The organism is Mesorhizobium sp. 8 (assembly GCF_006351905.1).
GTDB classification, from domain to species: Bacteria; Pseudomonadota; Alphaproteobacteria; order Rhizobiales; family Rhizobiaceae; genus Mesorhizobium; species Mesorhizobium composti.
Genome location: NZ_CP040914.1, coordinates 1244214 through 1266131, shown reverse-complemented (window position 1 = coordinate 1266131; position 21918 = coordinate 1244214). Strand labels below are relative to the sequence as shown.

Annotated in this window: 22 protein-coding genes; 15 read left to right on the top strand and 7 right to left on the bottom strand. The window is 64.8% G+C overall.

Annotated elements, in window-relative coordinates; translation table 11 throughout:
- The first annotated feature begins 66 nt into the window (after positions 1–66).
- From modB to FGU64_RS05970, 3 genes are all read left to right on the top strand, one after another.
- Complete coding sequence (gene modB / locus FGU64_RS05980) at positions 67–771, top strand: molybdate ABC transporter permease subunit (RefSeq protein ID WP_139951283.1); 705 nt, start codon at positions 67–69, stop codon at positions 769–771.
- Positions 768–1880 carry a molybdenum ABC transporter ATP-binding protein gene (gene modC / locus FGU64_RS05975; protein ID WP_139951282.1) on the top strand — a complete coding sequence of 371 codons (1113 nt, stop codon included), beginning with the start codon at positions 768–770 and terminating at the stop codon, positions 1878–1880. The genes modB and modC overlap by 4 nt, the downstream gene beginning before the upstream one ends.
- Before the next feature lie 76 nt (positions 1881–1956).
- The gene (locus FGU64_RS05970) at positions 1957–2298 is read left to right on the top strand and encodes a winged helix-turn-helix domain-containing protein (protein WP_136352992.1); all 342 of its coding nucleotides are present in this window, start codon (positions 1957–1959) and stop codon (positions 2296–2298) included.
- A 217-nt stretch (positions 2299–2515) separates the two neighbouring features.
- Here FGU64_RS05970 and cobF read toward each other — a convergent pair whose 3' ends face one another.
- Complete coding sequence (gene cobF / locus FGU64_RS05965) at positions 2516–3280, bottom strand: precorrin-6A synthase (deacetylating) (protein ID WP_139951281.1); 765 nt, start codon at positions 3278–3280, stop codon at positions 2516–2518.
- 120 nt (positions 3281–3400) lie between these two features.
- Here cobF and FGU64_RS05960 point away from each other — a divergent pair, with 120 nt between their 5' ends.
- From FGU64_RS05960 to FGU64_RS05935, 6 genes are all read left to right on the top strand, one after another.
- Positions 3401–4420 (top strand): DUF4424 domain-containing protein, encoded by a 1020-nt coding sequence (locus FGU64_RS05960; protein ID WP_139951280.1) that lies wholly within the window; start codon positions 3401–3403, stop codon positions 4418–4420.
- A complete protein-coding gene (locus FGU64_RS05955; RefSeq protein ID WP_139951279.1) occupies positions 4420–4941 on the top strand; it encodes a dihydrofolate reductase in 522 nt (173 codons plus the stop codon). Before FGU64_RS05960 ends, FGU64_RS05955 begins: the two co-directional genes overlap by 1 nt.
- A 165-nt stretch (positions 4942–5106) precedes the next feature.
- A complete protein-coding gene (hflK, locus tag FGU64_RS05950; protein WP_136353000.1) occupies positions 5107–6210 on the top strand; it encodes an FtsH protease activity modulator HflK in 1104 nt (367 codons plus the stop codon).
- On the top strand, positions 6210–7154 hold the full coding sequence (locus tag FGU64_RS05945) for a protease modulator HflC (protein WP_139951278.1): 945 nt from the start codon (positions 6210–6212) through the stop codon (positions 7152–7154). Before hflK ends, FGU64_RS05945 begins: the two co-directional genes overlap by 1 nt.
- Positions 7155–7159: 5 nt before the next feature.
- Positions 7160–7345, top strand: a complete 186-nt coding sequence (locus FGU64_RS05940) for a DUF2065 family protein (RefSeq protein ID WP_136353002.1) — start codon at positions 7160–7162, stop codon at positions 7343–7345.
- A 132-nt stretch (positions 7346–7477) separates the two neighbouring features.
- Entirely contained in the window at positions 7478–8995 is a 1518-nt protein-coding gene (locus FGU64_RS05935; RefSeq protein ID WP_139951277.1) for a DegQ family serine endoprotease, read from the top strand.
- Between the two features lie 79 nt (positions 8996–9074).
- On the opposite strand, the gene FGU64_RS05930 is transcribed toward FGU64_RS05935, so the two are convergent.
- From FGU64_RS05930 to serB, 4 genes are read right to left on the bottom strand one after another with little or no spacing between them, the layout of a single operon-like run.
- Positions 9075–10340 carry an O-antigen ligase family protein gene (locus tag FGU64_RS05930; protein ID WP_139951276.1) on the bottom strand — a complete coding sequence of 422 codons (1266 nt, stop codon included), beginning with the start codon at positions 10338–10340 and terminating at the stop codon, positions 9075–9077.
- Positions 10337–11104 carry a glycosyltransferase family 25 protein gene (locus FGU64_RS05925; protein WP_139951275.1) on the bottom strand — a complete coding sequence of 256 codons (768 nt, stop codon included), beginning with the start codon at positions 11102–11104 and terminating at the stop codon, positions 10337–10339. The genes FGU64_RS05930 and FGU64_RS05925 overlap by 4 nt, the downstream gene beginning before the upstream one ends.
- 22 nt (positions 11105–11126) lie before the next feature.
- Positions 11127–11708, bottom strand: a complete 582-nt coding sequence (locus tag FGU64_RS05920) for a GNAT family N-acetyltransferase (RefSeq protein ID WP_139951274.1) — start codon at positions 11706–11708, stop codon at positions 11127–11129.
- Entirely contained in the window at positions 11705–12592 is an 888-nt protein-coding gene (gene serB / locus FGU64_RS05915; RefSeq protein ID WP_139951273.1) for a phosphoserine phosphatase SerB, read from the bottom strand. The genes FGU64_RS05920 and serB overlap by 4 nt, the downstream gene beginning before the upstream one ends.
- Here serB and miaA point away from each other — a divergent pair.
- Together miaA and FGU64_RS05905 are read left to right on the top strand one after the other, a co-directional pair.
- Complete coding sequence (miaA, locus tag FGU64_RS05910) at positions 12570–13526, top strand: tRNA (adenosine(37)-N6)-dimethylallyltransferase MiaA (RefSeq protein WP_139951272.1); 957 nt, start codon at positions 12570–12572, stop codon at positions 13524–13526. The genes serB and miaA overlap by 23 nt on opposite strands.
- 130 nt (positions 13527–13656) lie before the next feature.
- Positions 13657–14445 (top strand): GGDEF domain-containing protein, encoded by a 789-nt coding sequence (locus tag FGU64_RS05905; RefSeq protein WP_139951271.1) that lies wholly within the window; start codon positions 13657–13659, stop codon positions 14443–14445.
- 159 nt (positions 14446–14604) lie between these two features.
- On the opposite strand, the gene FGU64_RS05900 is transcribed toward FGU64_RS05905, so the two are convergent.
- Positions 14605–16437, bottom strand: coding sequence for an ATP-binding protein (locus tag FGU64_RS05900; RefSeq protein WP_139951270.1), 1833 nt, complete (start codon positions 16435–16437; stop codon positions 14605–14607).
- Positions 16438–16590: 153 nt separating this feature from the next.
- Positions 16591–18399: an NAD(P)/FAD-dependent oxidoreductase gene (locus tag FGU64_RS05895; protein ID WP_139951269.1), complete on the bottom strand. Its 1809-nt coding sequence runs from the start codon at positions 18397–18399 to the stop codon at positions 16591–16593.
- 439 nt (positions 18400–18838) lie between these two features.
- Here FGU64_RS05895 and FGU64_RS05890 point away from each other — a divergent pair, with 439 nt between their 5' ends.
- Genes FGU64_RS05890 through ilvN form a run of 4 tightly spaced genes read left to right on the top strand, consistent with a single transcriptional unit; the run spans position 18839 to position 21911 of the window.
- The gene (locus tag FGU64_RS05890; RefSeq protein ID WP_246671326.1) at positions 18839–20590 is read left to right on the top strand and encodes an acetolactate synthase 3 large subunit; all 1752 of its coding nucleotides are present in this window, start codon (positions 18839–18841) and stop codon (positions 20588–20590) included.
- Between the two features lie 58 nt (positions 20591–20648).
- On the top strand, positions 20649–20924 hold the full coding sequence (locus tag FGU64_RS05885) for an AbrB/MazE/SpoVT family DNA-binding domain-containing protein (protein ID WP_139951267.1): 276 nt from the start codon (positions 20649–20651) through the stop codon (positions 20922–20924).
- Positions 20908–21342 carry a type II toxin-antitoxin system VapC family toxin gene (locus FGU64_RS05880; RefSeq protein ID WP_139951266.1) on the top strand — a complete coding sequence of 145 codons (435 nt, stop codon included), beginning with the start codon at positions 20908–20910 and terminating at the stop codon, positions 21340–21342. The genes FGU64_RS05885 and FGU64_RS05880 overlap by 17 nt, the downstream gene beginning before the upstream one ends.
- Positions 21339–21911: an acetolactate synthase small subunit gene (gene ilvN, locus FGU64_RS05875; RefSeq protein ID WP_139951265.1), complete on the top strand. Its 573-nt coding sequence runs from the start codon at positions 21339–21341 to the stop codon at positions 21909–21911. Before FGU64_RS05880 ends, ilvN begins: the two co-directional genes overlap by 4 nt.
- The last annotated feature ends 7 nt before the right edge of the window (positions 21912–21918 follow it).

Here is a 21918-nt window from a genome sequence, read left to right as displayed (position 1 = left end):
GGTTTGCCAAGCAAGCCGGAGCGGGGATGTGGTATGCAGTCGCCCTGACCAATTTCCGGACCGCGCATGAACTGGCTGACCGACCTTACTCCCGACGAATGGAACGCGGTCAGGCTGTCGATCAAGGTGGCGACGGTGGCGATGCTGGCGAGCCTGCCGCCGGGCATCCTGATCGCGCTGCTTCTGGCGCGGGGCCGGTTCTGGGGCAAGACGCTGCTCAACGGCGTCGTCCACCTGCCGCTGGTGCTGCCGCCGGTCGTCACCGGCTATCTGCTGCTGCTGGCTTTCGGAAAGCGCGGGCCGGCCGGCGCGTTTCTCGCCGAGCATTTCGGCATCGTCTTTTCCTTCCGCTGGACGGGTGCCGCACTTGCCTGCGCGGTGATGGGCTTTCCGCTGATGGTTCGCGCCATCCGCCTGTCCATCGAGGCGGTGGACCGCAGGCTTGAAGCGGCTGCCGGCACGCTCGGCGCCAATGTCGGCTGGGTGTTCGCCACCGTCACGCTGCCGCTGATCCTGCCCGGCATCATCGCCGGCATGATCCTGTCCTTCGCCAAGGCGATGGGCGAGTTCGGCGCCACCATCACCTTCGTCTCCAACATTCCGGGCGAAACGCAGACGCTGCCGTCGGCGATCTACACCTTCACGCAGGTGCCGGGCGGCGACGAGGGCGCGCTGAGGCTGACGCTCATCTCCATCGTCATCTCGATGGCGGCGCTGGTGGTGTCGGAAGTGCTGGCGCGGCGCGTCGGCCGGAGCTTGGACCTGGCATGACGCTCGCTATCGACATCGCCCATCGGCAGGGCAGTTTCTTGCTCGAGACGCATTTCGAAAGCGCCGGGCGGCTGACGGCGCTGTTCGGCCCGTCCGGCTCGGGGAAATCCTCGCTCATCAACATCATCGCCGGGCTGGCGAGGCCCGAGCGCGGGCGCGTGGCGGTGGACGGGCGCGTGCTGGTCGACACCGAAAGGCGTCTCTTCGTGCCGAGGCACAAGCGGCGCGTCGGCCTGGTGTTCCAGGACGCGCGGCTGTTCCCGCATATGAGCGTGGCGGCGAACCTGCGCTACGGCCGCTTCTTTACGCCGGCGGCCGAGCGCTATGCCGGGATGGATGCGGTGGTGGACCTGCTCGGCATCGGCGCCCTGCTGGACCGCCGTCCCTCCGGCCTGTCCGGCGGCGAGAAGCAGCGCGTGGCGATCGGACGCGCCTTGCTCGCCAGCCCGAGGCTGCTCCTAATGGACGAACCGCTGGCCTCGCTGGACGAGGCGCGCAAGGCCGAGATCATGCCCTATATCGAGCGGCTGCGCGACGAGACGAAGATTCCAATCGTCTATGTCAGCCATTCCGTCGCCGAGGTGGCGCGGCTGGCGAGCGAGGTCGTCGTGCTCTCGGCCGGCAAGGTCACGGCGGCGGGGCCGGCGGCGGCGATCCTGCAACGCCTCGACCTTTTGCCCGACGAGGAGCGCGGCGAGGGCGGCGCGCTGCTGGAGACGATCGTGGCGCGCCATGACGCGGAATTCGCCATGACGGTGCTTTCCTCTGCGGCCGGCGAGGTTCGTGTGCCGCGCCTCGACCTCGCCGTCGGCGCGCCGGTCCGGGTGCGCATCCGCGCCCGCGACGTGATGATCGCCACCGAGCGGCCGCACGGGCTGTCGGCGCTTAACGTACTGGCCGGGCACGTCGTCTCGATCGAGACGGAGGATGACGCTTCGGTGGATGTGCGCATGGACTGCGGCGGCGCGACGATCGTTTCGCGCATCACCCGCCAGTCGAGACTGGCGCTGGGGCTGGAGCCAGGACGGGAAGTGTTCGCCGTGGTCAAGACGCTGAGCTTCGACCGTGCCAACACGGCAGCGGGCTTGCGTGTCGAGATCGATGCATGAGCGGCCGTCGTGCGTTATACGGATTTGGAATAGCGGCTTTCGGTGAAGGCCGCTATGCTGAGGCGAGGAGACCGTCATGCCGTCGCTGAGCCTGCGCATCAATCTCGACCCGGACGGCCGCATCGGTCCCGGCAAGATCGAACTGTTGGAGCAGATCGCCGCCTTCGGCTCGATCTCTGCGGCCGCGCGCGGCATGGAGATGTCCTACAAGCATGCCTGGGACCTCGTCGAGGACATGAACCGGGTGTTCGGCAAGCCGCTGGTGGCCGCCCAGACCGGCGGCCGCAAGGGCGGCGGCGCGCAACTGACGCCTGTGGGGCTCGCCGTCGTCAGCCGCTACCGCGCCATCGAGCGGGCGGCCGCCTCGGCCGCGGCGGCGCATATGGAAGCGTTGCAGGCGGAGATTGAGGCGGGGTGAAGGTCAGCGGAGCTGCTGGCTAATTTCCACCCACCGCGCAGCCCCTCACCTGGCTGCCGCCATCCTCTCCCCGTAAACGGGGCGAGGTGCGCGCTCTGCTGGTTTCGCCAATCGCCAGCGTTTCGCGAATAGCGAGACGTTGCGGCCAAGACCCCTCTCCCCGTTTACGGGGAGAGGATGGCGGCAGCCAGGTGAGGGGTGGCGCGGTGGGTGGAAATTAGTTGCCGGCTTTCCTCAAGAGATACGTATCCATGATCCAGCCGTGCCGCTGCCGTGCCTCTTCCCGCACGCGCACGATCTTTTCTTCCACGTCGCCCAGCCGGCCTGAGAGAAGAATTTCGTCCTTCGTGCCGAGATAGGCACCCCAGTGGATAGTGGCACTCTTGTCGGCGACGGACAGGAACGCCTGCTGACCGTCGAGCAGCACGATGGCCGTGCCGGCATTGTCCGGCATGCCGTCCTCGGCCAGTCGTCGCCCGGTGGTGACGAGGAACGGGTCGCCGATGCGGTTGAGCGCCATTTTGTGACTCGCCGCGAGCGCCTGGATGGCGGTGATGCCGGGAATGACCTCCAGCACGAACTCGACGTTGCCGCGCCGCGTGACGCGCTCAAGGATGCGCAGCGCGCTGTCGTAGAGAGAGGGATCGCCCCAGATCAGGAAGGCGCCGCAGCCGTCTTCGTCGATCTCGCTCAGGAGCAGGCGCTCGTAGATTTCGGCGATCGCGGCGTGCCAGTCGTCGACCGTCTGGCGATAGGAACCGGTTGGCTTGGCGCGCACCGGAACGGCGAACTCGACCCGGCGCGATGCCGGATTGGTGACGAAGCGGTCGCAGATTTCGCGGCGCAGTTCGGCCAGTTCGCTTTTCCGCTCGCCCTTGTCGGGGATGAACAAGGCGTCCGCGCGGTTCAGCGCGTTGATGGCCTGGATCGTCAGGTGCTCGGGATTGCCGGCGCCGATGCCGACGACGAGGATTTTTCGCATGGCGTTGTCCTGCCCGAAGGCGGCGAAGGTGTCCAGTGGCGGACTTGATGCCGCCGCACTTGACCGACAAGGCTTGCGAAGGGCAGCCAAGCAGGTAGGTTCGACGGCATGAGGGGTATGATGCGCAGATTCCTGACCGTAGCGGCGATTGTAGTGGCGGGCACACCGGCGGTCGCCAACGATTCCGTGGCTGAGTTGGGAACGGGCGGCCTTGTGCTCGCGCGCTCCGATTCCATTTCCATGGAAAGCGAGGATCTTTTCCTGTCGCGCGACAAGGTGACTGTCGACTATGTGTTCCGCAACGGCACCGACAAGGCCATCGACACCATCGTCGCTTTCCCGATGCCGGACATCGAGGGCAACCCGAACGAGGTTCCCTCCATCCCCGACGACAGGGACAATTTCCTCGATTTCGAGGCGACGATGGACGGCAAGCCGCTGACGCCGCAACTGGAGCAGCGGGCGTTCGCCGCCGGCCTCGACGTCAGCGCCGACCTGAAGGCGCAGAAGGTGCCGTTCTATCCGTTCGGGGATGCCGTGAGCGATGCGCTGGCGAAGCTGCCGCAGTCTATCGCCGACGACTGGCTTGCGCGCGGCATTATCGTCCTCGACGAATTCGACGACGGTTCGGGCTGGAAGACGGTGCGCCGGCCATACTGGCAATTGCGGTCGACTTATTGGTGGCGCGCCACCTTCCCGGCGGGCAAGCCGGTGCGCGTTTCGCACCGCTACAAGCCGAGCCTCGGCGGCACCGTCGGGCTGAACTTCTATGGCGACGGCAAGTTCGACGGCGAATACGACGCCTACAAGAAGCGCTATTGCATGGATGCTGATTTCGAAAAGGCGGTGCGCAAGGCCATGGCCGCACCCGGTCCCGAAGGCAATTCGCCGCGTTACGAGAGCCGGCTGGCCTATATTCTCACGACTGGCGGTAACTGGGCCGGCGGCACCATCGGCAAGTTCAAGCTGACGGTGGACAAGGGCTATCCGGCCAGCCTCGTTTCCTTCTGCGGCAAGGGCGTGAAGAAGACCGGCCCGACGACCTTTCAGATGACGGCGAAGGACTTCGACCCCGAACGCGACATCGATATCCTGTTCCTCGACCGGCCGCAGGATCTGGATAGCGGGAAGGGCGGCTGATGGACGTCGTGATTCATGTCGCTATCGCCGAGAACGGCGTCATCGGCCGTGACGGCGGCCTGCCGTGGCGGCTTTCGACCGATCTCAAGCGCTTCAAGGCCGAGACGATGGGCCGGCCGATCGTCATGGGCCGCAAGACCTGGGAAAGTTTCCCCAAGCGGCCGTTGCCGGGCCGCCTCAACATCATCGTGACGCGCGATCCCGCCTGTCGGGTTGAGGGTGCGGAGGTGGTGCATTCGCTGCCGGATGCGCTGACGCTGGCGCGGGCGAGGGGGCGCTGCATGGCCGGCGTCGACGAGATCTGCGTCATCGGCGGCGGCGAAATCTATGCGCAGGCGTTGCCCCTGGCCGACCGGCTCTCCGTCACCCATGTGAAGGCGGCGGTCGACGGCGATACGCGCTTCCCGCCGATCGATCCGGCGATCTGGAGCATCGTCAGCGCCGAGGACGTGCCGGCCGGCGAAAAGGACAGCCATCCGACGCGCCATGTCGTCTACGAACGCAGGCGGAAATCCGCCTGAGCGGCCCGCCGGGCACGGCAATCGGCAGGGTGCGGCATTTCAAACGGTTCGAAGCGGCAGGCTTCACGTTGAAAGCGCGTGGCGGCGTCCCTATAGAAGGACAGTGGAGTTGTGTTCCGGGGCGTTGCGTCCCGGCGCCCAGAGGGAACCCAGCGAAAGGACATCATGCCCTGGAACGACAAGAGCGGAGGCGGCGGCCCGTGGGGTGGCGGCGGCAACAATCAGGGGCCATGGGGTCAGGGGCCGCGCGGACCGAACGGACCGCAGGGAACACCGCCCGATCTTGAAGACATCATCCGACGCGGACAGGACCGGCTGCGCCAGGCGCTTCCGGGTGGCGGCGGCGCCTCGCCGGCGCTGATCGGGCTGATCGTGCTGGTGCTTCTGGCGCTGTGGGCGTTCAAGGCGATCTATACGGTGCAGCCGGACGAAGTGGCGGTGGAACTGCGCTTCGGCAAGCCCAAGGCCGAGCTTTCCGAGCCTGGCCTGCACTTCCACTGGTGGCCGATCGACAGGGTCGAAACCGCCAAGATTTCCGAACAGCTGGTCAACATCGGCGACGCCGCGCGCTCGTCCGGCACGTCCGGCCTGATGCTGTCAGGCGACCAGAACATCGTCAACGTGCAGTTCTCCGTCGCCTACCAGGTCTCCGACCCGAAACAGTATCTGTTCGACGTTTCCGATCCCGACGGCATGCTGAGGCAGGTGGCCGAGAGCGCCATGCGCGAGGCCGTCGGCCGGCGTCCGGCACAGGACATCTTCCGCGACGACCGTGAGGGCATCGCCGAATCGGTGCGCCAGATCATCCAGACCACGCTGGACGGCTACAAGGCAGGCCTGAACATCAACGCCGTCTCCATCGAGGACGCGGCGCCGCCGCGCGAAGTGGCCGATGCCTTCGACGAAGTGCAGCGCGCCGAGCAGGACGAGGACAAGTTCGTCGAGCAGGCGAACCAGTATTCCAACCAGAAGCTGGGTGCCGCCCGCGGCCAAGCCGCGCAGGTGCGCGAGGAGGCGGCCGCCTACAAGAATCGCGTCGTGCAGGAAGCCGAGGGTGAGGCGCAGCGCTTCATCTCGGTCTACGACGAATATGCCAAGGCGCCGGACGTGACCCGCAAGCGCATTTATCTCGAGACGATGGAGAAGGTCCTGAAGGATTCCAACAAGGTCATCCTCGGCGAAGGCAACACGCAGGGCGTGCTGCCCTATCTGCCGCTGCCGGAAGTGGCGCCGAAGGCACCGAATGCGAACGCCGGAGGGACGCCGTGATGGCTAATCGTCTGCCCTTTATCGCCGTCCTTGTGGCGATCGTGCTGTTCCTCGCCTATTCGTCGATCTTCGTCGTCAACGCCCGCCAGCAGGCCATCGTGCTGCGCTTCGGCGAGATCGTCGACGTCAAGACCGAGCCCGGCATCTATTTCAAGCTGCCGTTTTCCATGTTCGAGGCCGACAACGTGCAGATGATCGAGAAGCGCGTGATGCGCTTCGACCTCGACAACATCCGCGTCCAGGTCTCGGGCGGCAAGTTTTACGAGGTCGACGCCTTCATCGCCTATCGCGTTTCCGATCCGCGCGTCTTCCGCTCCGCCGTGTCCGGCTCGATCGAACTGGGCGAGCAGCGGTTGAAGACGCGTCTCGACGCGGCGCTGCGCCGGGTCTACGGCCTGCGCGGCTTCGAGGCGGCCCTTTCGGAAGAACGCGCCGACATGATGCGCGAGGTGCGCGACCAACTGAGGCCCGACGCTGCTTCGCTGGGCCTCGAGATCGACGACGTGCGCATCCGCCGTACCGATCTCACGGCCGAGGTCTCGCAGCAAACCTATGACCGCATGAAGGCGGAGCGTCTGGCCGAGGCCGAAAGGCTGAGGGCACGCGGCAACGAGGCGGCCCAGCGCATCCGCGCCCGCGCCGACCGCGAGGTCATCGAGATCGTCGCCGAGGCGCAGAAGGAAGCCGAGATCCTGCGCGGCGAGGGCGATGCCCAGCGCAGCGCCACCTATGCCAACGCCTATAACCGCGATCCGGGCTTCTTCGAGTTCTACCGCTCGATGAGCGCCTACGGCACGGCGCTCGACAACACCGGCACGACGATGCTCTTGTCACCGAATTCGGAATTCCTCCGTTTCTTCCGCGATTCGCAAGGCACCGCGGCCGCCGGTTCCGCGCCGAGCGCAGCCGCGCCGGCGCCTGCCCAACCTGCCACCGGACAATAGGTCCGGTGCAGGACTTCTGGGCCGCCATGGGCCTTGTCCTCGTCATCGAGGGCGTCGTCTATGGCGGCTTTCCCAATCTCGCCCGCAAGCTCGCCAGCGAGGTTCTGGCAATGCCGGAAGGCGCGCTGCGGGTCGCCGGCCTGGTTGCGGTCGCCGTCGGCGTCGGCATCGTCTGGCTGGTGCGCGGATGAGGCCGGATACGGCTGCATTTTGTCGGCGCACCGGCCTTGCAGCCGCAAACGCGCCGCATTTCTTGCCAACATGACGCAACGCGCCATCTTGGGCGTAGCGAATCTTTTCTCGAAACTGCCGGGAGGCCTGCGATGACGAACAAAACCCTTGTGCGCGCGGCGAGGCGCACCGTCGTCGCGGCCGCGACAGCGGCGATGCTGGCGACCAGTGTCGCGCCCGTCTTCGCCCAGGCGACGCCGCCGACGAACGGGCCGGCCTCGGTGGCCGACCTGGCCCAGAAGCTGCTCGGCGCGGTCGTCAACATCTCCACCTCGCAGACGGTGAAGGGCACGGAAGGGCCGGGCGCGGTGCCGATGCCGCAGCTTCCCGAAGGCTCGCCCTTCCAGGATTTCTTCGACGACTTCTTCAACAAGCGCGGCGGCGACAACGACGGCGGCAGCCAGAAGGTGCAGTCGCTGGGCTCCGGCTTCGTCATCGACGCCGAGCAGGGCATCGTGGTGACCAACAACCACGTCATCGCCGACGCCGACGACATCGAGGTCAATTTCTCCGACGGCGTGACGCTGAAGGCGACGCTGGTCGGCACCGACACCAAGACCGACATCGCCGTTCTCAAGGTCGATCCCAAGGGCCACAAGCTGACGGCGGTGAAGTTCGGCGATTCCAACACCATGCGCATCGGCGACTGGGTGATGGCGATCGGCAACCCGTTCGGCCTCGGCGGCACGGTCACCGTCGGCATCATCTCGGCCCGCAACCGCGACATCAATTCCGGGCCGTATGACGACTTCATCCAGACGGACGCCGCCATCAATCGCGGCAATTCCGGCGGGCCGCTGTTCAACATGAACGGCGAGGTCATCGGCATCAACACCGCCATCATCTCGCCCTCGGGCGGTTCGATCGGCATCGGCTTTTCGATCCCCTCGCAGCTTGCCGTCGGCGTGGTCGACCAGCTTCGCCAGTATGGCGAGACGCGGCGCGGCTGGCTCGGCGTGCGCATACAGCCGGTGACCGACGACATCGCCGAAAGCCTCGGCATGAAGGAAGCCAAGGGCGCGCTGGTGGCCGGCATCATCAAAGGCGGGCCGGTCGACAACGGCCAGATCCAGCCGGGCGACGTCATCACCAAATTCGACGGCAAGGAGATCGACGAGATGCGCGATCTGCCGCGCGTGGTGGCCGAAAGCCCCGTCGGCAAGGCCGTCGACGTGGAGTTGGTGCGCAAGGGCAAGGAAATGACCGTTCAGGTCACGCTCGGCCGCCTCGAGGACGGCGAGAAGCTGGCCGGCAGCGAGGAGGGCGCGGCCGGCGAGGACAATGGCAGCGACAACGGCGCCGAGGTCGCCACCGCTTCCGTGCTCGGCATGACGATCGGCGAACTGAACGACGATGCGCGCAGCAAGTTCGGCATCGCGCCCGATATCTCCGGCGTCGTCATCACCGACGTTGCCAAGGATTCGGCGGCCGCCGAACGCGGCATCCAGCCTGGCGAAGTCATCACCGAGATCGCGCAGGAATCGGTCAAGACGCCGAAGGACGTCATGGACCGCATCGGTGCGCTCAAGGAGCAGGGCCGCAAGAACGCGCTGCTGATGCTGGCGTCGAAGACCGGCGAACTGCGCTTCGTGACGATCCGGATGGACTGAGCCTCACCGTCGACCGGATCGGGAATATAGTTCCGGTCGGCGCTTTTCACGTTGGCGTGGAAACGGGGAACCGGGTGGCCTATGCCTGGAGGGGCGAGGTTTCGGCCGTTGAAACCGGAAGGCCAATTCGCCGTCTGCGGCGCCGTCGCGCGAAAGCGGCATGCAACACGCCAAGGTAGAGGAAGATCGTCGCGATCGTCATTTCATGCAGAAGCGGGTTGTGAAACATCCCGTAGGATAGGGAGATCAGGAGGAAGTAGAGAAGGTTCCTTCTTTCCGCGTTGTTTGCGCAACCCGCCCAAAGATACTTCGCGATCGACCCGAACAGGCCGATCATGATGATCAGCCCGACGGCGCCGTCGTTCAGCAATTCGTCCAGAACGGCATTGTGGGTGTGGATGAAGGGTTTAAGGATCTCCTGTTCGCCCGGTGATGACTGTTCGGCAATGATCGCCTGCATTTTCGCTTCGGCTCCCACGCCGATAATCGGATGCGAAGCAATGACTTTTGCAGCTCCCTGCCAAAGGTAACTTCTGATCATATCCGATTCCGAAACGCCCTCCTGTTCGGCGGATTGGTCAGCGAAGATATAGTCGATCCACGGATCGATGCGGGTTTCCAGGTTCTGCCGTGTCCCGGGCAAGGCGACCAGAATGGCTATTCCAGCCGCCGTCGCCAGCAACGCTATCGACTTGGAGCGTCCCGGACGGGTCAGGAGCGTCCATCCGATTTCGACGAATGCGGCAAGCAGCAAGGGAACGAAGACCGCCCTGGTTTCAGAAAACAGGACGGCGAGAGAGCCTGCTATCAGATAGTAGGGGCCGTTCGGCGCCCAGCGTGGCGGCGCCTTGAGGGGAATGGCGGCGGTGAGCGTCGATATGGCCGCCGTGAAGGCGAAGACGGCTTCGTTCCCGCCCATCCCCTGCCTTATCGGCTCGAAGAGCGCATAGCCCAAGCCGATGGCGAAGGCGACGACGACTCCCACCCGCGATCCGAGCACGAAGCTTCGCAAAGGGTCGCCGATCAGCACCATCCCTGCTCCGCAAAAGGCAAAGAAACCGCAAAGCAGCGAATAGCTCATCTGCCGATCGTGGAGCGGATGTTCGCTGCGCAGCACGATCAGGCCGCAGGACCAGGTGACGTAGCAAAGCGCAAGCCAGTGATAGGGGCTACACAGAGGGCGGACCGATCTGTGCCGTCCCGCCCACAGGTAGAAACCTATGCAGGAGAACGCAAAGGTCGCCAGGGCGGAGAAACCGTTGCGAACAGCCTGAGCCACGGCGCCGCCGAACAGGACCCAGTGGTCGACACGACGCCGAAGAAGAAAGTTCCTGGTTAAGTTCATTGGATACGATGAAGATCTTTCCGCTGGAGTGCGAAGACTATACGCCGAAGATAATCGCTAATCCGGAAGATCAGCGTTCCTATCCGCCTGTGCGGCGGAAACGTGGCTTTTTTGTAAACGCCGGATGTGGCCGCGATCGTGCTTGCTTCGACCGGGCCGAGCGCGACCAGCGGCCTGTCCGTGGAAAATATGGCATAGCCGTTTCCGGACCACCCTCTTTCCAAGGCAACGTCATATGGCAACCGCATCGGGCTCAGCGTGTCCAGCAGGCGTGCCGCGCCTGCCTTCGTCACCACATAGGCCGCCGAACTTCCGCATGGGCCGTGTGCGCAGCGGCCTATCCGGACGGAATCATCGATCCGCGCGTGCGCGACGAAGCCGTGCGTCCGATGGTTGACCAGCTTCACCGCATCCCAGCCTTCGAAGGTGCGCAATCTCTCCAGGAAGGGAACGAAGCCGGCGTTGAAACCGACATCGTCCTCGACGATCACCGCGTGGGATGCGTCGCCCTTGGCAATCGTCTCCAGCGCATTGAGATGACTGAGATAACAGCCGATCTCGGCCGGCAGGATACGCTTGCCGTGTATGCGTTCGAACGTCTTCCTGTCGACGGGCAGGGGCTGATCGGGAGGCAGCTTGGCGCCGTCGACCGCCGGAATCCGGGTCAGTTCGATGCCGTATGATCCCGCATTTTCGCGAATGGCGCGCAGTCGATCCGGCGACCTGTCGAGATTGATGACGAAAACGGGCATCGGGTTGACCATGACGGTATCCGGACCGGTTGAATCACGAAAGCGGCGGGTTCTGTTTTGGCGATTGAAACCAGTCATTACGGGATATTGCGTAAAAGAAGTGCCGCTTGAGATGCGGGTGGCTGTCCGGCACGCCCGGATGGTCGAAGTCGCGCGCGGGATCGCGGCGCATGCCGATGCGCTCCATGACGGCGGTCGAGCGGGTATTGTTCCAGACCGCGAAGGAGACGATCTCGTCGAGCTCCAGCGTCTCGAAGCCGAAGGCGAGCCAGGCGCGGGCGGCCTCGCTGACGTAGCCCTTGCCCCAGTATTCCGGCGCCAGGCGCCAGCCGATCTCGACCGCGCCGGCGTTCGGAACCGGCTTGTTCTCCGCGCCATGCAATCCGACGAAACCGATGCACTCGCCTGTCTGCGCAACCTCGGCGGCGGTCCAGCCGAAGCCGTCGTGCTCGATCTCGGCGCGGAATGCGTCGAGCTTGGCGTCGGCCTCGGCGCGGCTGCGGCGGAAGGGGAAGAACTCCATGACCTGCTCGTCGCTGTTGATGCGGTGGAACAGCGGCCGGTCGTCGTCGCGCCAGTTGCGCAGGATCAGGCGTTCCGTTCGGATCGGCTTCATGTGGCGAAATCCTCGCGAGCGTAGCCCTGCAGGTAGAGCAGTGCCGTCAGGTCGGCATGGTCGATGCGCACCTTCGCCTCGGCGGCCACCGCCGGCTTGGCGTGGAGCGCGACGCCGGTGCCGGCCAGGCGCAGCATGTCGAGATCGTTGGCGCCGTCGCCGACGGCAATGGCATCCGCCGGCGTCAGGCCGAGCCGTGCGGCGATCTCCCTGAGCGCCGCGGCCTTGGCGTCGCGGCCGAGGATCGGCTCGGAGACCTCGCCGGCAAGGCGCCCGTCAGCCTCGAGCAGATGGTTGGCGCGGTTCTCATGGAAGCCCAGCATGGCGGCGATGCGACGGGTGAAGACATCGAAGCCGCCGGAGACGAGCGCGGTATAGGCGCCGTTGGCGCGCATGGTGGCGACCAGCGCCGCGCCGCCGGAAGCCAGCGTCAGGCGGTTTGCGATGATGCGCTCGATCACCGTCGCATCGAGGCCTTTCAGCAACGCGACCCGTTCCCGTAGGGCGGGTTCGAAGGCGATCTCGCCGTTCATCGAGCGGGCAGTGATGGCGGCGACGTGCTCCTTCAGGCCGACCTCGTCCGCCAGTTCGTCGATGCATTCCTGGTCGATCATGGTCGAATCCATGTCGGCAATGAGGATCTTCTTGCGTCGGTTCTCCTGCGGCTGGACGACGATGTCCACCGGCGAGTCGGCAAGCGCCGTCCGCAGCGCGGCGGTGGCCGAGGCGGCATCGATGCCGGCGGGGAGCTCGAGATCGCAGGCGATGCCTTCGTCCAGCCAGCGCATCGCTCTTGCGCCGACGGTGGCCGCCGCCATATTCGCAAGGCCGGCATCGAGCGCCGGGCGTGAAGGATGGACAATGAGCGTGGCGACGAGCGGCATGGACGATCCGGTGGGGCAGGCCGGCAAAGGCCGCGTGAAAGACGCGATCCTGATAGCCGGCCCGACCGCCAGCGGCAAGTCGGCGCTGGCGCTCGATCTGGCCGAACGGACCGGCGGCGTCATCGTCAACACCGATTCCATGCAGGGTTACGCGATCCTCGACGTGCTGACGGCACGGCCGGGGCGGGTGGAATTGTCGCGCGCGCCGCATCTTCTTTACGGCCATGTGCACCCTTCGGTCGCCTATTCCACCGGCGCGTGGCTGCGCGATGTGACGGGCCTGATCGAGGAGGACCGGCTCGCCGGGCGGCGGGCGATCTTCGTCGGCGGCACGGGCCTTTATTTTCGCGCCCTGGCCGAAGGCATACCGCAGATGCCGGACATTCCGGCGGCGATCCGCCAGCATTGGCGCAACGAGATGAACGAGCGTGGGGCGCCGGCTCTCCATGGAATCCTGGCGGATCGTGACGCCGACGCCGCGCGGCAGCTCAGGGCCTCCGACGGACAGCGCATCGTGCGGGCGCTGGAAGTGCTGGAGGCGTCGGGCCGTTCCATCCTGGCGTGGCAGAAGGATAGTACGGCGCCGCTGATCGACCGCGCCAGCGCGCGTTTCCTCGTCATCGAGCCGGATCGCGCGGCACTTGCCGGCCGGATCGAACGGCGCTTCGATGCCATGATCGACAACGGTGCGCTGGAGGAAGTGCGCGAGCTGTCCGCGCTCGGCCTCGACCCGGCGCTGCCGGCAATGAAGGCGATCGGCGTGCGCGAGCTCCAGGCGGCGTTGGCCGGCACGATGAGCGCTGCGGTCGCGATCGAGCGCGCCAAGATCGCCACGCGGCAATATGCCAAGCGGCAGGCGACCTGGTTCCGGCATCAGCTCGGCGGCGAGTGGCGGCGCCTCAGGTCCGGTGACGATATGGAAACCACGATCTGACGCGTCGCTGTGGATACAACCGGCTGCATGTTGCGCTTTGGGAAAATTTCGCGTTCAAGTTGCCGGAATTAAGGACCTCGTAAGCCCCTTGGTGTCATAAGGGCTCGGCATTCCTTCTCGCGGGCGGCAGATGCGTTTCCACCAGGCCGAGTCGGCCTTCTTCGTGTTCATCTTCGTGATCCTGGCCGCCGGCCTGGTGACGCTGCATGCTTTCGACTTCATGCAGACCGCGGCGGGCGACTTCGGGCCGTCGCATGACACCGACATCGCCTATCTTTCGAAGCTGCTGTTCGCGATCGGCGTGCTGATCGCCACGGCGTTTTTCTTCGGCGTCTTCTTCATCTATCCGCTGATCCGCCGGCAGGTGAAGGAGGAGGCCAAGCTGCGCGTCATGACCGAATCGCTCTCGGCGCGTTCGGAGACGCTGGAGCAGGCCGCGCTGACCGACGGCCTGACGGGCATGCAGAACCGCCGCTATTTCGACGATGCGCTGAAGGAATACCTCGAGGAGTTCCGCCGCATCGGCAAGCCGATGGGCCTGATGATCCTCGACCTCGATCATTTCAAGCAGATCAACGACACGCATGGCCATGATATCGGCGACGAGGTGCTGAAGGCGGTGGCCCGGTGCCTGATGGACATGACGCGCTATCACGATGTGGTGGCGCGGCTGGGCGGCGAGGAGTTCGCCGTGGTGGCGCCGAACATGGATGCCGAGCAACTGGCCAAGTTTGCCGAGCGCATCCGCAAGGCGATCGCCGGCATGGCGGTGCTCTCCGGCAACGTGCGCCTGGCGGTCACCGCCAGCGTCGGGCTCGCCGTATGGAACCGCAAGGAAACGGCCGACGAATTCTATCGCCGCGCCGACCGCCACCTCTATGAGGCCAAGCGGCAGGGCCGCAACCGCATCAGCGCCTGAAATCCCGTTGAAGCTGCTTTCCTCGCCCCGTTTACGGGGAGAGGATGCCGGCAGGCAGGTGAGGGGCGGCGCCTGCTTGTCGAGGTCGGCTCTGCCCCTCATCCGCCCTTCGGGCACCTTCTCCCCGTGAACGGGGAGAAGGAGGGTTGCGGACTACCGTTATTCGTTCTGCGGGCGCATGCCGAAGGTGGCGGACTTCAGACCGTAGCGGAGGTCGAAGTCATCGCTCGGCTGGATGCCCGGCGCGGCAGGCTTGCGGTAGCCGGGATCGCCGGCCTGGCGGTCCGTGTCGGCCATTTCGGTGAAGGCGGCGGTCTGCTGCGGCTTCGGCACATTGCGCAGGCGGCCGACGATCGCCGCCAGATCGACGTCGTCGCCGGATGAATCGGCGGGAACGTCGCCGACATATTTCACCGATCCGGGGATCAGGGAGGGATCGAGCTTCTCGAACTTCAGCCGCATGGTGGTGGCGACACCCTCGCCGAAGGCGATCGCCTCGCGCTGACCCATCGAAGAGAGGAAGGACAGGGTCGAGGCGGACGAGTCGGCAATGGCCGAGCGGATGATCGCCTGGTCCTGTTCGTTGGCCAGCCGCATGGCGAAGACCGTCGAGCATTGCGACAGGATCGTCGGGTCGAGTTCACCGGGGCGCTGGGTGACGATGCCCAGATAGCAGCCGTATTTGCGGCCTTCCTTGGCGATGCGCGAGAGCGCATGGCGGGTGGGCGCAAAACCCAGCTTGCTGTCGGCGGGCATATAGCGATGCGCTTCCTCGCAAAGCAGCAGGAGTTTCAGCCGCCCGTTGCTCCACAGCGCCAGGTCGAAGGCGAGCCGCGCCAGCACCGAGCAGACCGAATTGACCACCTCGGAGGGCATGCCCGCCATCTCGAAGCAGGTGACGGGGCGGCCGTGATGCGGCACGCGGAAGATGTTGCCGATCGTTTCGTGGATGGTGTCCTCGATCAGCCTCGAATTGAACATGAAGCGGTAGCGCGGATCGGCGGACGCCTGCTCTATGCGCGTCTTGAGCGCCTTGAGCGCGGGGCGGTCGTTCTTGCTTTCGAGCATGCCGATACGCTCGTCGATCTGTCGGACGAGGTCGGCAATCCGGTAAGGCACCGGCGTGTCGGCAGTCAGCGCATCGACGCCGCGCTTGAGGAACATGCCGGCATTGGGATTGCGATAGAGGTTCTTGGCCACCGGGATGAGGTCGCGCAGGAGATCGACTTCCTCCGGCACCGCCTCGCGGCCGCGGAAAAGCACCTCGGTGAATTCTTCCAGCCTGAACAGCCAGAACGGCAGGTCGAGGCTTGCGGTATCCACCTTGACGCAGTGTTCGGACAGGGAGGCGGCGAACTCGTTGTGCGGATCGAGGATCAGCACCCTCAGGTCCGGCCGCGCGGCGAGCGTCTTGCGCAACAGCAGCGAGACGGCGGTGGACTTGCCGACACCGGTGGTGCCGACGACGGCGAAATGGCGCGCCAGCGTGTCGTCGATGGCGATGTTGGCGTCGACCGCTTCATCCTGCGACAGCGAGCCGACGGTGATGGAACGCCGGCCGGCGAGATCGTAGACGGCCTGAAGATCGCGGTTGCGAATATAGTGGGCGATGGCGCCGATATGAGGATAGTTGGTGATGCCGCGGTCGAACACCGGCTTGCCGCCCGGTTCGGTCGCGTCGCGCACCTCGCCGATCAGTTCGACCGACACCTCGATCGGGTTCTGGCTTTCGGCGTTCCAGGCCAAGTCCGACTTGCCGATGGCGTAGACCAGTCCGACGGTGCGGGTGGAGCCGAGGTTGATCGAGATCATGCGGCCGACTTTCCACTGGGCCGTCACCGCGCCTTCGGCGTCGTCGGCGAAGGCCGCGATGGTGGCGCGCGCGCCGTCGCAACGCACCACGTTGCCGAGAATGCGCTTGTCGCTCTGGCCGGCGTCGCGCCGCTCCTGCGATGTCGTCTCGCCGCCGGAGACCTCACGTTCGACGAACATGGACCGTCATTTCCCTTACCCCACCGGTCCGACTGTAGACCGCACGGGGTTAAGCCCGCGTGTGGCGGCGTGGTTCAGATGTCGTTAACGAGATAGGGAAAATGCGATGCAAACGGCCCGAGGCGGCGCCTGCCGCCTCGGAGACGCGGGCCGCTAGGCCTTGTGATGGACTTCCTGCAGGCCGTAGACCGGCGTCGCGATGCCTTCCTGCCGCGCCTTCAATTGCAGCGACAGGTACTGCGAATAGTGCCTGGACTGGTGCAGGTTGCCGCCGTGGAACCAGAGCGCGGGCTGCTGTGTCGGCTTCCACATATTGCGCTGCTCGCCTTCCCACGGGCCGGGGTCCTTGGTGGTGGCCGAACCGAGGCCCCACACCTTGCCCACCTTGTCGGCGACTTCCTGCGAGATCAGGTCAGCGGCCCAGCCGTTCATCGAGCCGTAGCCGGTGGCGTAGACGACGAGATCGGCCGGCAGTTCGGTGCCGTCGACGAATTTCACGCCGGTTTCGGTCAGTTCCTGCACCGCCGCGCCCTTGCCGGTCTTGAGCTTGATCGAACCGTCGATGACGAGGTCGCAGGCACCGACGTCGATGTAGTAGCCCGAACCCCGGCGCAGGTACTTCATGAACAGGCCCGAGCCGTCGTCGCCCCAATCGTGCATGAAGCCGACTTTTTCGAGCGCGTCGTAGAAATCCTTGTCGCGCTCGCGCATCTGCTCATAGAGCGGGATCTGGAACTCGTGCATGATCCTGTAGGGCAGGGAGGCGAAAATCAGGTCCGCCTTGCGCGTCGTCATGCCGTTCTGCACCGCCTGCTCGGAATAGAAGGCGCCGAGGCCGATATCCATCAGCGTGTTGGAGCGCACGATATGGGTGGACGAGCGCTGCACCATGGTGACGTCGGCGCCGCCTTCCCAAAGGGCCGCACAGATGTCGTGGGCGGAGTTGTTGGAGCCGATCACGACGACCTTCTTGCCGCGGTATTTCTCCGGGCCGGGATGGGTCGAGGAGTGTTGCTGCTCGCCCTTGAAGATATCCTGTCCCTTGTATTTGGGCCAGTTCGCCTTGCCGGACATGCCGGTGGCGAGCACCAGCTGCTTCGGCTTCAAGGTGATTTCCTTGCCGTCGCGCTCAACGACGACGGTCCATTCGCCGGCCTTCTCGTCGTATTTGGCCGATTTTGCGGTGGTGGAAGCCCAGTAATTCAGCTCCATCACCTTTGTGTACATTTCCAGCCAGTCGCCGATCTTGTCCTTCGGCGCGAAGACCGGCCAGTTCTTCGGGAAGTCAATATAGGGCAGGTGGTCGTACCAGACCGGATCGTGCAGGCAGAGCGACTTGTAGCGCTTGCGCCAGGAATCGCCCGGCCGCTCGTTCTTCTCGATGATGATTGTCGGTACGCCGAGTTGCCTCAGCCGCGCGCCGAGCGCGATGCCGCCCTGGCCGCCGCCGATGATGAGCGCGTAGGGCTGCCTGGAGAAACCGAGTTCGGCGATTTCGTCCTCGCGCTCCTCTCTCCAGCTCTTGCGGTCCTTGCCGTGGCCGTGCTTGGCGCCGAGCGGGCGGGTGAAGCCGGATTTCTCCTCGTGGCCCTTCAGCTCGGCCATGGTGGTGAGCAGTGTCCAGATCTTGCCGTTCTTCAGCCGGATGTGGCCGAAGCCGCGCGCCACCTGCGTCTCGAAGCTGATCCAGCCTTCGACGAGGCCGTCGCTTTCGGTGGCGTCCTCGCCCTCGGCGATGTGCCAATGCGAAGGTTTCGTCCCGGCGAGCTGGCTTTCCAGCATGGCGCGAACCTGGCCCTTGCCCTCCATCGTCTTCAGGTTCCAGGTGAAGGTCACCAGATCGCGCCAGTAGCAGTCGTCCTGAAAGCAGGCGACCGCCTTGTCGATGTCGCCGGCGGCAAGGGCTGCGCCGAACGTGTCGAGCAGATCGGAGAGTTTCTTGTTCGGCGCCTTGTCGAGCATCAGTTCCTCCCGGTTGTCTTGGCTTGATCGGCGACCGGCTCCTCGACCGATCGGTGCCAAGCAGTATCGGGGCAAAAATCGCGGCGTCACGCCCCCAAAAAGTTAGGCCTGTTTTCAATGGGTTAGTTGGATCGGGCCGGATTTCCGGCGCTTTCACGCGTTACAGGCCCGGTTTTCGCAGAAACGAAAATCGGCCATTGACGCGGGGGTATCCGCGCCCTTATTGTCCGCGCCCATGAAGACGGCACTCATTCTCGTAGGAAGGCGCGTGGGCAAGGCGGTGTAACCGCCGGGCGACAGCACCCCATGCGCGACACACAGGCTCCCTCCGGGGGCCTTTTTTATTGCCCGAAACAGGACTAAACGACCACCAAACGCTTGGAAAAGCGACAGAAGACGGAACGGATCGATGAGCAACGGACAAAGCGAGCGGCGCGAGATGACGGGCGCCGAGATGGTGGTGCAGGCGCTGAAGGACAACGGCGTCGAGCACATTTTCGGCTATCCGGGCGGCGCCGTGCTGCCGATCTACGACGAGCTTTTCCAGCAGGACGATGTCCAGCACATCCTCGTGCGCCACGAGCAGGGCGCCGGCCATGCGGCTGAAGGCTATGCGCGCTCGACCGGCAAGGCCGGCGTCATGCTGGTCACCTCCGGCCCCGGCGCCACCAATGCGGTGACGCCGCTGCAGGACGCGCTGATGGATTCCATCCCTCTGGTCTGCCTGACCGGCCAGGTGCCGACGTCCCTGATCGGCTCCGACGCTTTCCAGGAGTGCGACACGGTCGGCATCACGCGGCCCTGCACCAAGCACAATTGGCTGGTCCAGGACGTCAACGATCTCGCCCGCACCATTCATGAGGCCTTCCACGTCGCCACCACCGGCCGGCCCGGCCCGGTCGTGGTCGACATTCCGAAGGACGTGCAGTTCGCCACCGGCCTTTACGAGCCGCCGCAGACGGCGCCGCGCACCAGCTACCAGCCCAAAGTCCAGGGTGACCTCGACAAGATCAAGGCGGCGGTCGAACTGATGGCCGGCGCGAAGAAGCCGGTCATCTATTCCGGCGGCGGCGTCGTCAATTCCGGCCCGGAGGCCTGCCATCTGCTGCGCGAACTGGTCGAACTCTCCGGCTTTCCCATCACCTCGACGCTGATGGGGCTGGGCGCCTATCCGGCCAGTGGCAAGAACTGGCTCGGCATGCTCGGCATGCACGGCGCCTACGAAGCTAACATGGCCATGCACGACTGCGACGTGATGGTGTGCATCGGCGCGCGTTTCGACGACCGCATCACCGGCCGGCTGGACGCCTTCTCACCGAATTCGAAGAAGATCCACATCGACATCGATCCGTCGTCGATCAACAAGAACGTGCGCGTCGATATCGGCATATTGGGCGATGTCGGCCATGTGCTGGAGGACATGGTGCGGCTGTGGCGGGCGACCGCCAAGGCCGACAAGAAGGCACTCTATCCCTGGTGGGAGCAGATCGCCAAATGGCGCGCCCGCGACAGCTTTGCTTACAAGCCGAACCCGGACGTGATCATGCCGCAATATGCTATCCAGCGGCTGTTCGCGCTGACGAAAGACCACGATACCTACATCACCACCGAAGTCGGCCAGCATCAGATGTGGGCGGCGCAGCACTTCCATTTCGACAAGCCGAACCGCTGGATGACCTCCGGCGGCCTCGGCACGATGGGCTACGGCCTGCCGGCGGCGCTGGGCGTGCAGATCGCCCATCCGAACGCGCTGGTCATCGACATCGCCGGCGACGCATCGGTGCAGATGACCATGCAGGAGATGTCTGCGGCGGTGCAGTACGGTGCGCCGATCAAAATCTTCATCCTCAACAACCAGTACATGGGCATGGTGCGCCAGTGGCAGCAATTGCTGCACGGCAACCGGCTGTCGCATTCCTACACCGAGGCGATGCCGGACTTCGTCAAGCTGGCCGAGGCCTATGGCGGCCACGGCATCCGCTGCGAGAAGCCGGACGAGCTGGACGACGCGATCAAGGAGATGATTGCGGTGAAGAAGCCGGTGCTGTTCGACTGCCGCGTCGCGAACCTCGCCAACTGTTTCCCGATGATCCCGTCCGGCAAGGCGCATAACGAGATGCTCCTGCCCGACGAGGCGACCGACGAGGCTGTGGCGAATGCCATCGACGCCAAGGGCAGGGAACTGGTGTGATTGAAGTAAGACGCGGTAAGGCGTATATGTCTTACTTCGTCTTACCAGGAGCGCGACCATGAATGTGCGGGCAAAGATTTCAAGCAAGGGGCAACTGGTTCTGCCGAAGGCAGTGCGAGATGCGTACGGTCTTGATGCCGGCTCGGAAGTTGAGGTCGAGAGCGCCGGCGATGTCATCCTTCTCAGGCCATCGCCGAAGAAAACGCGCAACACCTATACGCTCGACGAGGCTGCCGGATTCCTCAAATATGAAGGTCCTTCGGTGACGCTTAAGGATATGGAACGCGCGATAGAGGAAGAAGCCAGGCGGAAATGGAATGCCGCGCGCAGTTGATACAAACATCTTTGTGCGGTTTCTCGTCGACGACGGAAGCAAGCATGTTGCTCTCGCCCGCCGAGTGTTTGCCGACGGGCAGGTGTTCGTTCCGGTGAGCGTGATGCTTGAAAGTGAATGGGTGCTACGCAGCAACTTCGGTTTCAAGCGTGACCAGATATGCGACGCTTTCGAGCGTCTCCTGGGGGTGGCCTCTATCACCATCCAGGATGACAATACCGTCGAGAACGCGGTGGCATCTTGCAGGCGCGGGCTCGACTTTGCCGACGCGCTCCATCTGCATTCCTCTGATGGATGCGAGGTTTTCTACACGTTTGACGATCTGTTTATTCGCAAGGCGAAGCGGGCAACCTCAGTACCACCGGTCCGACGCCCCCCAATCCCGAAACACGGCAAGGAACTTGAAAGAAAACAATGAACGCCCATCAGCAGCCCACCGGTTCGGCCTATTTCATCACTAAGGAAACGGAGAAGCCGGAAACGCATACGCTCTCCGTGCTGGTCGACAACGAGCCGGGCGTGCTGGCACGCGTCATCGGCCTGTTCTCCGGTCGCGGCTACAACATCGAGAGCCTCACCGTCTCCGAGACGGAGCACGAGCAGAAGCTGTCGCGCATCACCATCGTGACGCGCGGCACGCCGCATGTGCTGGAGCAGATAAAGCACCAACTCGAGCGCATCGTGCCGGTGCACCGGGTCGTCGACCTGACCGTCAGAGCGCACGAACTTGGCCAGGAGCGGCCGCTGGAGCGCGAGCTTGCGCTGGTGAAGGTCGCCGGCACCGGCGACCACCGGGTCGAGGCGCTCCGGCTTGCCGACGCCTTCCGCGCCCATGTGGTGGACGCCAACACCGAGCACTTCATCTTCCAGATCACCGGCAAGAGTTCCAAGATCGACCAGTTCATCGCCATCATGCGCCCGCTCGGCCTGATCGAGATCTGCCGCACCGGCGTGGCGGCGATGAACCGCGGCTCGCAAGGCATGTAGAAAGCCT

Excerpts from the sequence above, each read along its gene's own strand:
- FGU64_RS05960 (WP_139951280.1), top strand. The coding sequence starts at position 3,401 with ATGCGCAGATTCCTGACCGTAGCGGCGATTGTAGTGGCGGGCACACCG.
- FGU64_RS05925 (WP_139951275.1), bottom strand. The coding sequence starts at position 11,104 with ATGGTCAACCCGATGCCCGTTTTCGTCATCAATCTCGACAGGTCGCCG.
- cobF (WP_139951281.1), bottom strand. The coding sequence starts at position 3,280 with ATGCGAAAAATCCTCGTCGTCGGCATCGGCGCCGGCAATCCCGAGCAC.
- miaA (WP_139951272.1), top strand. The coding sequence starts at position 12,570 with ATGAGCGTGGCGACGAGCGGCATGGACGATCCGGTGGGGCAGGCCGGC.
- FGU64_RS05890 (WP_246671326.1), top strand. The coding sequence starts at position 18,839 with ATGACGGGCGCCGAGATGGTGGTGCAGGCGCTGAAGGACAACGGCGTC.
- FGU64_RS05935 (WP_139951277.1), top strand. The coding sequence starts at position 7,478 with ATGACGAACAAAACCCTTGTGCGCGCGGCGAGGCGCACCGTCGTCGCG.
- FGU64_RS05900 (WP_139951270.1), bottom strand. The coding sequence starts at position 16,437 with ATGTTCGTCGAACGTGAGGTCTCCGGCGGCGAGACGACATCGCAGGAG.
- FGU64_RS05895 (WP_139951269.1), bottom strand. The coding sequence starts at position 18,399 with ATGCTCGACAAGGCGCCGAACAAGAAACTCTCCGATCTGCTCGACACG.
- modB (WP_139951283.1), top strand. The coding sequence starts at position 67 with ATGAACTGGCTGACCGACCTTACTCCCGACGAATGGAACGCGGTCAGG.
- FGU64_RS05905 (WP_139951271.1), top strand. The coding sequence starts at position 13,657 with ATGCGTTTCCACCAGGCCGAGTCGGCCTTCTTCGTGTTCATCTTCGTG.
- FGU64_RS05955 (WP_139951279.1), top strand. The coding sequence starts at position 4,420 with ATGGACGTCGTGATTCATGTCGCTATCGCCGAGAACGGCGTCATCGGC.
- FGU64_RS05970 (WP_136352992.1), top strand. The coding sequence starts at position 1,957 with ATGCCGTCGCTGAGCCTGCGCATCAATCTCGACCCGGACGGCCGCATC.
- FGU64_RS05945 (WP_139951278.1), top strand. The coding sequence starts at position 6,210 with ATGGCTAATCGTCTGCCCTTTATCGCCGTCCTTGTGGCGATCGTGCTG.
- FGU64_RS05920 (WP_139951274.1), bottom strand. The coding sequence starts at position 11,708 with ATGAAGCCGATCCGAACGGAACGCCTGATCCTGCGCAACTGGCGCGAC.
- serB (WP_139951273.1), bottom strand. The coding sequence starts at position 12,592 with ATGCCGCTCGTCGCCACGCTCATTGTCCATCCTTCACGCCCGGCGCTC.
- FGU64_RS05885 (WP_139951267.1), top strand. The coding sequence starts at position 20,649 with ATGAATGTGCGGGCAAAGATTTCAAGCAAGGGGCAACTGGTTCTGCCG.
- FGU64_RS05880 (WP_139951266.1), top strand. The coding sequence starts at position 20,908 with ATGCCGCGCGCAGTTGATACAAACATCTTTGTGCGGTTTCTCGTCGAC.
- ilvN (WP_139951265.1), top strand. The coding sequence starts at position 21,339 with ATGAACGCCCATCAGCAGCCCACCGGTTCGGCCTATTTCATCACTAAG.
- modC (WP_139951282.1), top strand. The coding sequence starts at position 768 with ATGACGCTCGCTATCGACATCGCCCATCGGCAGGGCAGTTTCTTGCTC.
- hflK (WP_136353000.1), top strand. The coding sequence starts at position 5,107 with ATGCCCTGGAACGACAAGAGCGGAGGCGGCGGCCCGTGGGGTGGCGGC.
- FGU64_RS05930 (WP_139951276.1), bottom strand. The coding sequence starts at position 10,340 with ATGAACTTAACCAGGAACTTTCTTCTTCGGCGTCGTGTCGACCACTGG.